Here is a 12,234-nt window from a genome sequence, read left to right on the forward strand (position 1 = left end):
GTTTGTTGGCAACTGCCATACCTGCACTACGACCTAAGCGATTCGATTCCCCCTCCAGAAAATTATCAAAGCTGTAGTTGGAATTGAGTTGTGATTCTATTTTTACGTTGCGGATACCCGGAATCACAAAAGGATTTTTGATTTCCGGATTTTTTGTTTGTATGGGTACGTCGAGCTCCTGAGTCTTTACAGGTTCACGCTGACTGCTTGGTAGTTGTTCCGTAAAAGGCTGCTTGTTGCCCTGCGTATTTTCCATACGAATCTTATAAAGAAGCCGGCATTATGTCCCAGTTCCTTTATCAAAGCTGATTTTAATATCTTTACATAATGTTCTTCCAGCCATTCATAAAAAAACTTACTGGGTACCTGAATATACAATGCATTTTCTGTAGTCAGTTCAATTGCAACAATCGGTTCAAACCATGTTTGAAAGCTTGCTCATCTATATTGTCTTTTATGAATTGAAGACAACGAGTCCATACAGATTCTGCAGTTTTATTCGTATAATCAAGCATTTTTTGTGAATATTATTTTGTTAATTTGGTCATGAAAGAAAAATAGATAATTCTCTTCTTTTAGTATGACAAATATGTGAACAAAATTTGTTTAAAAAAAACTATTTGCTGTTTGATTTTTAAAAAAAAAATTGTAAGTAATATTTAATTCAATATCAACCTAAAAATAAGATAAAAAATAATGAAAAAATTCGATGTCAGTCTGCGTGTTCGTTATGCAGAAACCGATCAGATGGGAGTAGTGTATCACGGAAATTATGCACAGTATTTTGAAATAGGAAGAGTGGAATGGCTTAGAAATCAAGGTGTTTCCTATAAGTGGATGAAGAAAATGGTATCATGCTGCCTGTAGTTTCTTTGAGTATGGATTATAAAAAACCTGCCCGGTATGATGACCTGCTTACCATCACAACCATCTTTAAAAAACAGTCTTCTGTGAAGATAGAATTTGACTATGAAATACATAATGAAAAAGGGGAGTTGTTAACAACCGGATACTCCATGTTGGTCTTTGTTGATATGAAAACAGGCCGTCCGGTAGCACCACCGGATTATATTCTGGATAAGCTGAAAAACATCTGAATTGGACCCTATGTTTAACTAAATGTTAATACGTGTTTTGATTCGCGTAAGAAAATGTATTTTTACAAGAAAACGTATGAGAGCAATTTTATTTTTACTATTCGTTACTTCGGTTTGTTTTGGTCAGGATCGGAAGTTGTTAAAGGGGACAGTGAGTACACAGCATGAAATAACTGATCCGGTGCGCGTGGTCAATGTTACTTCAGGTGAAGAAGTGTATACGGGAAAAAAGGAAGTTATCAGATAAAAGCAAAATTAAATGATGTACTGTCTTTTTCTCATATAGAGTTTATCGAGCAGAAGATCACTATTTCTGATCCGATATTAAAACGCAACCGACTCGATATTTTTTTATCAAGTAATATGACGGTGCTTAAAGAACTTTATATTGATAAAACAGATACTTTGAATGCTTCTTTAGGGTTTGGTAAAATGGATATGACACCAGCTGAGAAATCATTATATGCAAGCAATCAGTTTTCTCCCGGAGAAGGAGTTACAGGTGTAAAGCTGGATGGATTGCTAAACCGCCTTTCCGGACGTCACAAAATGCTGAAAAACTGGTTGAAATTAGAGACTAACGAAACTAATGTAAAGAAATTTAAACAGATTTTTCCTGAAGAATATTTACAGGAAGAGCTCAAAATCAAACCTGAAGATTTTAATTTATTCATCTATACAATAGTTGAACAGGAGGGATTTGATATTCATATGGTACAAAAGTCGATTACCTATATCCAGTTTTTACAGGAGCATGCCAGAAATTTTAGAAAATCGATGGAATATGAAAAACTGATCATTTTTCGTCTTTATAACGGATTTCCACTTCATATACCTGATCAAAAGCATCATGTACAGCTGCTGCTTCCTGTAGACGGACAGCTAATTCAAACTCACAGCTCAGCTCCATTTTTTGGCGTATGAGCTGTATGTTTTTTTCCTTTATAATGCGCATTACCTTATTCATATTTTTATAATCAAATGAAACGATAAAGTGTACATCTATGGTTCGTTCCTCAATTTCTGCCACTTCCAGAGCCATTTGTGCTGCTGTTTTATAAGCCTGTACCAGACCGCCAACACCTAATTTTATTCCGCCAAAGTAGCGCACAACCACTACAAGAACGTTGGTGACATCAAAAGACTGAATCTGTCCGTATATAGGCATTCCCGCACTATTATTAGGTTCGCCATCGTCATTGGCACGGAAATATATCTGTTGAGTTCCTAATTGAAAAGCATAACACCAGTGGCGTGCTGTGTAATGCTCTTTTTTTAATTTTTCCAACAGTTCTTTTACTTCATCTTCCGTTGTTACCGGATACGCATAACCATAAAACTTACTGTTTTTTTCTTTAAAAAGGATTTCTTCTGAGGCGGTTACCAGTGTTTTATAAGTATCTTTTTCCAAATCAGTTGTTTTTTAGAAGGAGCAGACGGTCTTCTGCAACAGATTCAACAGTCCGGCTTTTATAAGTTCTTATCAAAGGAGCTTTTATACCATTATTAAGTACGATATTGCTTTCAAAAATACGTGCTTCATCCCATATATTAGCTTGAATAAAAGCCTGTAATGTTTGGAGTCCGCCTTCAATGATAATGGATTGAATCTGACGCTTGTAACAAATGTCCATAATCTGCGGTATGACAGCTGTTTCAAAATCTATTTTTTCATAGGAAACGGTGTCTATAGGTGTTTCAGATTGCGCGGTAATACAAATGGTTGAAGCGAAATCATCAGTGATAGCATACGCTGAGGAGATTTTTAAATCCCGGTCTATATACATTCTTATGGGGTTTCTCCCTTTCCAGCTTCTGACGGTCAGAGACGGATTATCATCAATGATGGTTTGTGTTCCCACCAGAATAGCTTGCTCTTCACTTCGCCATTTATGAGTGAGTTGTCGGGAATATATATTAGAAATCCAAACGGGTTTGAGTTCTTCTTTATGTAAGGGTGCGATAAAACCATCAGCTGAAGCTGCCCATTTTAAAATTACATACGGACGCTTTTTTTCGTGGTAAGCAAAAAACCTTTTATGAGATTCCCGGCATTGTTCTTCCAGAACGCCTAATGTCACTTCTATACCGTGATCCTGAAGTTTTTTGATTCCCTTACCGGAAACTTCAGCAAAAGTATCGATACATCCTATTACTACCCGTGGTATTTTTTTTGTGATAATCAAATCGCTACAGGGAGGTGTCTTGCCATGATGACTACAGGGTTCCAATGAAACATACAGAGTAGATTGCTGTAACAACTCCTGATCTTCTACACTGTTAATGGCGTTGACTTCTGCATGAGCTCCCCCATAAGCAGATGTGAATCCTTCACCAATAATCGTATCTTTGTACACAATAACAGCACCTACCGAAGGGTTAGGCATTGCAGCTGCCAAACCAATCCGGGCAAGTTGTAAACAGCGATCCATGTATTTTTCGTGTGTGGTCATGAGCAGTTTTTTGCAAATTTAAAAGTTTAAAACGAATAGATGAATTTAAAAGACTATAAAACACAATTTATAAATGCTTTACTTACCGTTGTAGAAGAAGAAGAGGCCAACAGCTTTTTTTATATAGCACTGGATGAGTTGATGCATATGCGCAGGGTAGATCTGGTACTGCAAGAGGTTGTGCTGAGTGCTGAACAGCTTGCGCAATGGCAGGGGGTACTGGAACAATTGCTTACAGAAAAGCCGATACAGTATGTATTTAGTAAAGCTTATTTCTATGGATTGGAATTCTCAGTAAATGAACATACCCTCATACCGAGACCCGAAACGGAAGAACTGGTGGAATGGATTATACATACGGTAAAACAGCAACCTTTAAAGCAATGGCGTATTCTGGATATCGGTACCGGGAGTGGATGCATACCGGTTACACTTGCAAAAAATATTTCCAATGCTGTTGTTACATCTATGGATGTATCTGAAAAAGCATTGGAAGTTGCGAAAAGAAATGCAGATCATAATGGCGTATCGGTGCGTTTTTTACATCAGGATGTTCTCAAAACTGTTTCTATCGAAGAATATGATCTTATTGTTTCGAATCCACCGTATGTACGCCATCTTGAAAAAATTGAAATTCAGAAAAATGTCCTGGGATATGAGCCTCATCTCGCTTTGTTTGTAGATGATAGTAATCCGTTACTGTTTTATCGTAAGATTACGGAACTGGCAGATGCGTTTCTGGCTCCTGGCGGACACTTGTTTTTTGAAATCAATCAGTATCTGGCTAATGAAACATTAGCGCTGTTTGAAAATACACGCTTGAAAACTACTGAACTCAGAAAAGATATGAGAGGAAATGATCGTATGGTTCATGCTGAGAAAAAGTAACAAAAGACGATTTTATCTTAAAACCATAGGGTAGATTTACTAAAATGTATAACAGGTTTGTAGGGTATATGCTTTATAAAAAGTACTTTTGTGATTCATTAAAAAATAAATTATGAAAATAGTATGGGCTGTTTCTGCTTTATTTTTGCTGGTTTCATGCAAAAAAGAGCTTACTCAGAAACAATTAGAAAAAGACTTCGCTACTGAATATTGCGATTGTCTGAGCAAACAATCTGATAAAACTCCTGAACAATTGATAGGAGAGGAAACTATTAAATGTGTAGAAGACTTTTTTAAGAAAAGAGAAAAAGATGAGGCTGCTTTCAGAGCGCTTATCGCTACGAAAGGATATGATGCTTCCCTTTCAGAATTCGATAAAGGAAAGTTGTTCGGCAGAGAAATTGTTGTAAATGCAGCAGAAGATTTGGTTAATAACTGTGATATTTATGTAAAATCTCTGAACACGATTAAAGACAATATGAAAAAGCAGATATTGGCACAAGGTGGAGAGAATGCTATTGCTACTGCTATCGAGAATTTAAAATCTATGGAATCTTCTATTGTTTCTATGGGCAAAACAGATCAGTCTAATTACTATCTGAGTTTGGGAATTCTGCATGAATTTTTGAACGATACTAAACAGGCAGTTGTTTTCTACGAAAAGTCATTAGCGGCTGACCCGACAACTGAAGCCCGAGCTTATAAAATGTTGCTTGAGAAAAAAAAAATTCTTTTTAAAAATCATGAGACATCATTACCTGTAAGGTGTGTATGTCTCATTTTTTTATCTGTGAGTTGTCGTATTATTCATAACGCAAAGCCTCTACCGGATCCAGTTTTGAAGCTTTTATTGCCGGGTATAGGCCGGAATAATGGCAACTACAAAAGAAGTGATGATAGCAGCTATTATTGCCATCCACGGAATTACAAATGCAAAACCAATGATTTTTGTAAAAATATAACCGGTAAGCAATCCCAGAATCATTCCTACCAATCCACCTAATTGACTGATGACAATAGTTTCTGTAAAAAACTGAAATAAAATGGTGTTTTTCTTAGCGCCGAGTGATTTGCGGATTCCGATCTCTTTAGTTCGTTCCGTTACAGAAACCAACATAATATTCATAAGAGCAATGGAAGAGCCGAAAATGGTAATAACCCCTATCATCCAGGCAATAGCGGTAAGCATTACCGTCTGATTCTTAAGAGATTCTATTAAATCATCACTTCTGCGGATTCCGAAGTTGCTTTCCTGAGACGGATTTAGGCCTCTTATCTGACGCATTTTGAGAGTAGCTTCGTCAATTGTGGTATTGAGCAACTCATTCTGAGTGACCAGTGTCTGTATCTCATAATCAATATTGGCTAAAGTAAAAATACCACGGGCAATATTCAGAGGGATAAAAGCTCTTAAATCCTGCTTATTGCCAAAGATGGATCCTTTTTCTTTAAAATTCCGATGACTTTGAATTTCGTTCCGCGAATGGATACTATTTTATCAATAGGATTAGTGTCCTTAAAAAGGCCTTTTGCAAAATCAGCTCCTAAAATACAGACAGCATTGTTGTTTTTTACATCGAATTCATTAAACGGTCTTCCGTTTTCAAATTCAAGTCCGCTATTCGTAAAATAATATTCGTCCGCTCCGATAATCGATACTTCCGGATCTGTCTTTTTAGATTCGTATTTTACCTCTGTAGTACTTGATGCTGTGAAAGAAATTGACGTTGTAATATATGATTTATCAAGGCTTTCTTTAAAAGCTTTTGCCTGATTATAATTAATAACCGGATTTATTTTTACATCATTATTTCCTGAACTGATCTGTGATGAATAATCATATCGGCTGATGTTAAAGGTGTTGGCGCCCATTGAGGCGAAATTGCTAAACAAAGTATTTTCCAGTGCGCTAACAGCAGATAAAATACCTACCAACGCCCATATACCAGACGCTATGATAAATACCGTAAGTATGGTACGCAATAATTGGCTTCGGATAGCGCCTAATGCAATTTTTGTATTTTCAAAAAGCAGTTTCAACATATATCTATTGGTAGTTACAGTACTAAAAATGTTACAATAAAATCAAAATTATTTTATTCCGAAAAAATAAAGTAGGATATTTGTTGACCGATCTTTTAATAAGGTTATAAATAAAAATAAAATAGTTTAAAAATGGCACAAAAACCAAGTATTCCAAAAGGTACAAGAGATTTTTCTCCAAATGAAGTAACAAAACGTCAGTATATAATTGCTACGATTAAAAAAACATTTTGAGCATTTTGGTTTTCAGCCTATCGAAACACCTTCTTTTGAAAATTTAGATACTTTGATGGGTAAATACGGGGAAGAAGGTGACCGGTTGATTTTTAAAATATTGAATTCAGGAGATAAAGTAAAGAAAGCCAATATACAGGCACTGGAAGAGAATAATCTGGCACTTTTTTCTAATTCATTGTCAGAGAAAGCACTTCGGTATGATTTAACAGTTCCTTTTGCCCGTTATGTTGTACAACATCAGAATGAGATTGATTTTCCATTCAGACGCTATCAGATACAACCAGTGTGGCGGGCAGATAATCCTCAAAAAGGAAGATTCAGAGAGTTTTATCAGTGTGATGCTGATGTTGTAGGCTCAAAATCTCTTTGGCAGGAAGTAGAACTTATACAACTATACGATGCAGTATTTACAGATTTGAAAGTAGAAGGTGTAACGATAAAAGTAAACAACCGAAAAATTTTATCAGGTATTGCTGAAGTTATTGGTGCAAAAGATAAATTGATTGATTTTACAGTAGCTTTGGATAAGTTAGATAAAATAGGAGAAGACGGTGTTAAAAAAGAAATGCTGGCTAAAGGAATTTCTGAACAGGCATTAGAGAAAGTGCAACCACTGTTTGCATTTTCAGGAACTTTTTCAGAGAAAATTACTCAGCTTTCTGCTCTTTTAGAAAGTTCAGAAGAAGGTCGTAAAGGTGTAGAAGAATTACGATTTATCTGCGATGCTATTGATAAAATCGGTCTGCAGTCGGCTGTGCTCAATCTGGATGTCACACTCGCAAGAGGATTAAATTATTACACAGGAGCGATTTTTGAAGTGGCGGCTCCTGAAACTGTAAAATTAGGTTCTATTGGCGGTGGTGGAAGGTATGACGATCTTACCGGGATTTTCGGGCTTAAAAATGTAGGAGGTGTTGGGATTTCTTTTGGATTAGATCGTATATATCTTGTTTTGGAAGAGTTGAATGCATTTCCTGAAACGGTATCTTCGACCTCAAAAGTATTATTTCTGAATTATGGCGATGATGAAATCTTATATGTACTGCCTGCTTTGAAGAAACTCAGAGAAGCCGGAATCAAATCTGAGTTATATCCTGACAAAGCTAAAATGGACAAGCAATATAAGTACGCTGATAAAAAAGGCATACAGTATGTGGTAATTGCAGGAGAAACAGAGAAAAATAATAATATATTCATTTTGAAAAATCTGGTAACCGGAGATCAAAAACAGTTGACAACGGCGCAGCTTATTTCGGAGTTGTCATAAAATATTTGTTCCTTATTCTATTATCCAAAAGCGGTCTTAAATTAAGAACCGCTTTTTTTATTTAAAATCAGAACATTATATTTTTTTTGTTAAAAATTAGGTAATACTAAATCCAAATTTATGATTCTATCGTACATACTATAAAAGGTAATCTATAAAAATACAAAAGCTATGAATTTAAAAAAGACTCTTAAAATTGTTGGTGGAAGTGTAGGGGGGATTATATTGATATTATTTGTTATTCTCGTTGTGCATATTGCTACCGCAAAATCTGTTGAATTAGATAATAATACGCTTCAAATCAGTCGTATGGATTTTAATAAGCCATTGGACAGTTTGGAAAGAAAACAAATTTTATCGGATTTAAAGTCAATACCCGAGTAAAGAAAGAACATCTCAATATGGAAACGGAGTGCTTGTCTATTATCATGATAACACCATCATTAGTGCAAAAGAGGTTTGGAACAGATGGTTGCCAAAAGGAATTATTCTGTTGCTCAATATGTAGTTTCAGCAGAAGCGGCAAGCAAGCAGGTATGTCCTGTTGGAAATTCAGATAGTTTTAGTTATAAGTTTTCGAGAGGGGTACAACGTCTCTTTAATTAATTTTTAAATATAAAATATTATGAAACAAAATTCCAAAAATTGCAGTTTTAGTTGTTTTATTAGCCACAGCAGGTGGTATGATCTCCTGTGTGGGATGATGATAATGTGACGCCACAGGAGAAGTCCGCTTTAATCAAAAATTGGGTGGATTTGAAAAAGTCCTGATCCTAATAATCCCGGACAGATGATTGAAAAGGACGTTTAAGTTATCGCTCAGTAGTCGATAGTACTATTATGCTTATTGTGAGTGATATAGGTACAGGTGCATCCGGAAATCTTGGAATGCACTTTGCTCCGATAGTTGCTGAGGTAGGTTCCGGAAATACAACCAAAGTAGCTGTTCTGAGTAAAAATTTGACCGACTTCTTTTCAGCAAATACTGGAGGTGGAGCAACAAATACATATTCAGGACTCAACATGGTTGAGGCTCATAATCCCGCAACTAATCCAAGAATGGGGAAAAAAGCAAACAATGCTGATTATGATAAATTTATTGGATATGTAGGTGCAGCAGCAGGACTGAATGGTGTTACTGATCCTAAGATTATTGGGGAAGTTGTAGCGTTTTAGAATCTTTGAGAGCTCCTATTGTACAGGAATAATTGAGTTCATATCTTATGTTTTTAATATACACAAAAGACTTTCCAAAAAGAAGGTCTTTTGTTTTTATACGTTTTACCCAACATTAAAATACTATATGTTGATGAATATTATTTTTTTTGTATCAATTCTGTCAGTAGTTTTTTTGCTCTAAGCAATTTTACCTTAACATTTCCTATGGGTTCTTCTAACTTTTCTGAGATTTCGTTATAAGAAAGCTCCTGAAAGAAACGCAGCTGTATGATCTCCTGATAATGAGGCTTTAGCTGTTTTATATATTGTTTTAACGTAAGCAGTTTCTGTTCCTGTATCAGCTGGTCTTCTATAGAAGGAGAATCATCAATGATGTCAAAAAAGAAATTTTTATTGTGTTTCATCAATTTCAACAAAATGGGTGGATTTTCTCTTGCGGATCATGTCTATATGTACATTTTTGGCAATGGAGATGAGCCAGTGTTTTAAACTTGAATTGTTCGTTGTATGTATTAATTTGTCAAATGCTTTTGAAAATGTTTCGATGGTTATGTCTTCAGCATCGGTTTCATTTGCAGTTTGTTTAAACATAAAGCCATAACTTCATTCCAGAAGTGATTGAGTAAAGCGGTAAAAGCTGCCTGATCACCGTTTTTGCTTTCTGAATAACGCTTTGTATGTTAGCCGGAGTTATTTCCACAGATTTATTTTGAATTAAAAACAGACTTAAAGATACATTTATTAATGTGATTAATTGTGCAATTCTTCTTAAAGGAAATGTTAAAGCTAAATCAGGCTGTTGAAATTTTTTGACTGCTTTTGATGCAATCAGCCATACAAACAGAAAGCGGAAAATAAGAAGTGCCACTACAATTTCCCACTCTATCTGAAGGATTAAAAGCACAATTGCCATAAGATAAAAGCACAGTTGTGATATATTAAAAAGTTTGATCTTGAATCTTGTAGCAAACTTAAAGGTATTCAGTAGCTGAGAAATGTTCTTTTTTTAACGATACAAACTGGCGGTAATTTTTTAGCACAGGTACAATTAACGTCGCAGAAGATTGTTCGCATAAGGTGGTGTTTTTAACCTGTTGCAGCCTGATTGACAAAAAGATCATTTTCATATTTAGGGTTCTGCATATGATCAATAAAACCTTTCACCTTATAAAATTCCTCTTTCTTATATGCGATGTTTTTAAGATTGACCGTAAAAGGATTTCCTGTTCGCGTCCATGCAAAACTGTGTAGTTGATTCCAGATCATATCATAACGAATGATCTTATGAAAAAGCCTTTCTTTTTCTCATACATGCTTGTTCCTAATACAATGGTTTTATTAAGCGTAAATGAGAACTCATCTGCATAAGCCATGTTTTCTGATGAAGGTCTGTTTTCAGCATCGATAAATAATAAAAATTCGTGTTTTGAAGCTTTATTCCCAGTGTAAGAGCATATTTTTTACTTCCCCAAAATGCCTGATTATTTTCTACGTCAACAAAGCGGATGTTCGGATACATAGAAGCATATTCTTTAAAGATGTCAAGGGTTTCGTCAAATAAGCATTGTTGACCAGTACCAGTTCAAATTCATGGTAAATTTGGTTCAGTAGTAATGGCATTATTTTTCGTACCTCTTCCAGCATTATTTTTTGCATAAAGAATAACGGATACCGGTATGCGTTTCGGGTTGTTTTCAGCAGGTTGGGAAAATACAAATTCTCTGAAAATACCTAAGTAATAAAATAATTGAACAATAACGATACCAATAAAGATATAGAGTAATGTTAGCAGCATGTTTTATATGTTTCAATTTGGTAGGCAAAAATACCGTTAACTTAACTATGTTACAACTATAAACGTTAAATTTATTGACTTCAGGGGCTTAATTCGATGCAAAAACTTCTTTTACTTTTGACTGAATTTCATAAGCCATGTAATTAATTCATTTCCTGTTGCATTTCCTAAATTTAACCAATACCAATGCCTGTCTTTGATGTACTCCGGCATCGCCTCTTCGAAATCCTTTATAGCCTGCCTTTTCAATCAACCAGCCTGCAGTATCTTTACTTCATTTTCACTGACACTATAATAAGGAGCTTCCGGAAAACGTAGAATGAATTCATCAAAAGCCGGTTTTTGAAATGATCGGATTTTTGAAAAAACTTCCACTGTTTCCAATTTCAGCAGGATTAGGTAGTTTTGGATGAACGGATGGCAATAAACCGCATCACTGATGTCTTTTAATAGTCGGTACGGTAATATTTCGCTTGGTCAGTTCATTCTGTATATCACCATAAGCGGTTTTTAGAATGTGATTTTTCTTGTAAGCCTGAAACGCACTGATAAGATGACATGTTTGTTTTTGGCTTCGTTTTTAAAAATACTTTCCGATATCCGAATTTACATTCGGCATTAGAAAATTGTTCCGTTTCTAAGGTTTCAATATTCAATGTGGTACATGAAATAAAAATATCTTTAATTTCCACTCCATAGGCTCCTACATTTTGCATTGGAGCAGTACCGACATTCCATATATCAAAGATAAATTTTCGAGTCCTCCATATCCGTGCGCATAGACCACAGTACCAGTTCATGCAATATTTCTCCTGATTGTACCTCAATGATAACATGGGTCTTCAGTTTCATCTTTAATTTCAATCCCTTTAAATCTACTTTTTATGACCAGTGCATCAAAAAAATCTTTTGTGAAAAGCAAATTACTTCCTCCTCCTAAGAAGAATAAGTTTTCTTTGTCTTTGTACGTCTCAATCAGATTTTTTAGAACAGTGGTATCTGTTACAGAAGCAAACCATTTTGCTTTGGTGTCAATACCAAATGTATTATAGTTTTTTAAAGAATAGTTGGGAATTAGCGTCATATTTTATAGGTATTGCGAACAAAATGAGTTAAGAGTTATAACGGAAATATTTCATAATCAAGATGGGTTGATTTTACAATCAGTTCCGTACGGTCTTAAGTGATATGGAAGCGACAATCAATCCGAGAATATACTTAGATTGTTTGTGATAAGACTCAGATCAAACCCCATCTGATTTAAGGCGATCAAAA

General features: G+C 35.3%; 17 protein-coding genes and 5 pseudogenes. 7 read left to right on the top strand and 15 right to left on the bottom strand.

Annotated features, from left to right (window positions below; genetic code table 11):
* A pseudogene (locus QW060_RS24795) lies at positions 1-515 on the bottom strand (DnaA N-terminal domain-containing protein); the annotation flags it as partial.
* A gap of 181 nt (positions 516-696) precedes the next feature.
* On the opposite strand from QW060_RS24795, the pseudogene QW060_RS24800 reads away from it, so the two are divergent.
* Positions 697-1,097: pseudogene (locus QW060_RS24800) on the top strand (acyl-CoA thioesterase).
* Between the two features lie 76 nt (positions 1,098-1,173).
* Entirely contained in the window at positions 1,174-1,344 is a 171-nt protein-coding gene (locus tag QW060_RS24805; protein WP_290365369.1) for a hypothetical protein, read from the top strand.
* A 549-nt stretch (positions 1,345-1,893) separates the two neighbouring features.
* Here the strand turns inward: QW060_RS24805 and QW060_RS24810 are convergent.
* On the bottom strand, positions 1,894-2,508 hold the full coding sequence (locus QW060_RS24810) for an IMPACT family protein (RefSeq protein WP_290363659.1): 615 nt from the start codon (positions 2,506-2,508) through the stop codon (positions 1,894-1,896).
* Position 2,509: 1 nt separating this feature from the next.
* Positions 2,510-3,550, bottom strand: coding sequence for a bifunctional diaminohydroxyphosphoribosylaminopyrimidine deaminase/5-amino-6-(5-phosphoribosylamino)uracil reductase RibD (gene ribD, locus QW060_RS24815; protein ID WP_290363658.1), 1,041 nt, complete (start codon positions 3,548-3,550; stop codon positions 2,510-2,512).
* 39 nt (positions 3,551-3,589) lie between these two features.
* Between ribD and prmC the strand changes: the two genes are divergently transcribed.
* A complete protein-coding gene (gene prmC / locus QW060_RS24820) occupies positions 3,590-4,438 on the top strand; it encodes a peptide chain release factor N(5)-glutamine methyltransferase (protein WP_290363657.1) in 849 nt (282 codons plus the stop codon).
* 803 nt (positions 4,439-5,241) lie between these two features.
* On the opposite strand, the pseudogene QW060_RS24825 reads toward prmC, so the two are convergent.
* A pseudogene (locus tag QW060_RS24825) lies at positions 5,242-6,481 on the bottom strand (ABC transporter permease).
* 132 nt (positions 6,482-6,613) lie between these two features.
* Between QW060_RS24825 and hisS the strand changes: the two are divergent.
* The 3 genes and pseudogenes from hisS (at position 6,614) to QW060_RS24840 (ending at position 8,591) form a co-directional block, all read left to right on the top strand.
* Positions 6,614-7,985: pseudogene (gene hisS / locus QW060_RS24830) on the top strand (histidine--tRNA ligase).
* A 225-nt stretch (positions 7,986-8,210) separates the two neighbouring features.
* Positions 8,211-8,369, top strand: a complete 159-nt coding sequence (locus QW060_RS24835) for a hypothetical protein (protein ID WP_290365370.1) — start codon at positions 8,211-8,213, stop codon at positions 8,367-8,369.
* Between the two features lie 75 nt (positions 8,370-8,444).
* Entirely contained in the window at positions 8,445-8,591 is a 147-nt protein-coding gene (locus QW060_RS24840; protein WP_290365371.1) for a hypothetical protein, read from the top strand.
* Here QW060_RS24840 and QW060_RS24845 read toward each other — a convergent pair.
* Positions 8,584-8,706 carry a hypothetical protein gene (locus QW060_RS24845; protein WP_290365372.1) on the bottom strand — a complete coding sequence of 41 codons (123 nt, stop codon included), beginning with the start codon at positions 8,704-8,706 and terminating at the stop codon, positions 8,584-8,586. The two genes, QW060_RS24840 and QW060_RS24845, sit on opposite strands and share 8 nt — an antisense overlap.
* Before the next feature lie 119 nt (positions 8,707-8,825).
* On the opposite strand from QW060_RS24845, the gene QW060_RS24850 reads away from it, so the two are divergent.
* Positions 8,826-9,161 (top strand): globin family protein, encoded by a 336-nt coding sequence (locus QW060_RS24850; RefSeq protein ID WP_290365373.1) that lies wholly within the window; start codon positions 8,826-8,828, stop codon positions 9,159-9,161.
* A gap of 140 nt (positions 9,162-9,301) precedes the next feature.
* Here the strand turns inward: QW060_RS24850 and QW060_RS24855 are convergent.
* The 10 genes and pseudogenes from QW060_RS24855 to QW060_RS24900 all read right to left on the bottom strand — a co-directional run.
* A pseudogene (locus QW060_RS24855) lies at positions 9,302-9,823 on the bottom strand (RNA polymerase sigma factor); the annotation flags it as partial.
* A 312-nt stretch (positions 9,824-10,135) separates the two neighbouring features.
* On the bottom strand, positions 10,136-10,276 hold the full coding sequence (locus QW060_RS24860; RefSeq protein ID WP_290365374.1) for a hypothetical protein: 141 nt from the start codon (positions 10,274-10,276) through the stop codon (positions 10,136-10,138).
* Positions 10,251-10,430: a hypothetical protein gene (locus QW060_RS24865; protein WP_290365375.1), complete on the bottom strand. Its 180-nt coding sequence runs from the start codon at positions 10,428-10,430 to the stop codon at positions 10,251-10,253. The genes QW060_RS24860 and QW060_RS24865 overlap by 26 nt, the downstream gene beginning before the upstream one ends.
* Before the next feature lie 55 nt (positions 10,431-10,485).
* On the bottom strand, positions 10,486-10,683 hold the full coding sequence (locus QW060_RS24870) for a hypothetical protein (RefSeq protein WP_290365376.1): 198 nt from the start codon (positions 10,681-10,683) through the stop codon (positions 10,486-10,488).
* On the bottom strand, positions 10,653-10,784 hold the full coding sequence (locus QW060_RS24875; RefSeq protein ID WP_290365377.1) for a hypothetical protein: 132 nt from the start codon (positions 10,782-10,784) through the stop codon (positions 10,653-10,655). The genes QW060_RS24870 and QW060_RS24875 overlap by 31 nt, the downstream gene beginning before the upstream one ends.
* Entirely contained in the window at positions 10,753-10,959 is a 207-nt protein-coding gene (locus tag QW060_RS24880; protein ID WP_290365378.1) for a hypothetical protein, read from the bottom strand. Before QW060_RS24880 ends, QW060_RS24875 begins: the two co-directional genes overlap by 32 nt.
* A 111-nt stretch (positions 10,960-11,070) precedes the next feature.
* Positions 11,071-11,208 carry a hypothetical protein gene (locus QW060_RS24885; RefSeq protein WP_290365379.1) on the bottom strand — a complete coding sequence of 46 codons (138 nt, stop codon included), beginning with the start codon at positions 11,206-11,208 and terminating at the stop codon, positions 11,071-11,073.
* A complete protein-coding gene (locus QW060_RS24890) occupies positions 11,209-11,343 on the bottom strand; it encodes a hypothetical protein (RefSeq protein WP_290365380.1) in 135 nt (44 codons plus the stop codon). It lies immediately after the preceding gene.
* 110 nt (positions 11,344-11,453) lie between these two features.
* Positions 11,454-11,795, bottom strand: coding sequence for a hypothetical protein (locus tag QW060_RS24895; protein ID WP_290365381.1), 342 nt, complete (start codon positions 11,793-11,795; stop codon positions 11,454-11,456).
* The gene (locus QW060_RS24900; RefSeq protein ID WP_290365382.1) at positions 11,783-12,043 is read right to left on the bottom strand and encodes a UDP-N-acetylmuramate dehydrogenase; all 261 of its coding nucleotides are present in this window, start codon (positions 12,041-12,043) and stop codon (positions 11,783-11,785) included. Before QW060_RS24900 ends, QW060_RS24895 begins: the two co-directional genes overlap by 13 nt.
* Positions 12,044-12,234 lie beyond the last annotated feature (191 nt).

Source organism: Paenimyroides ceti (genome assembly GCF_030409925.1).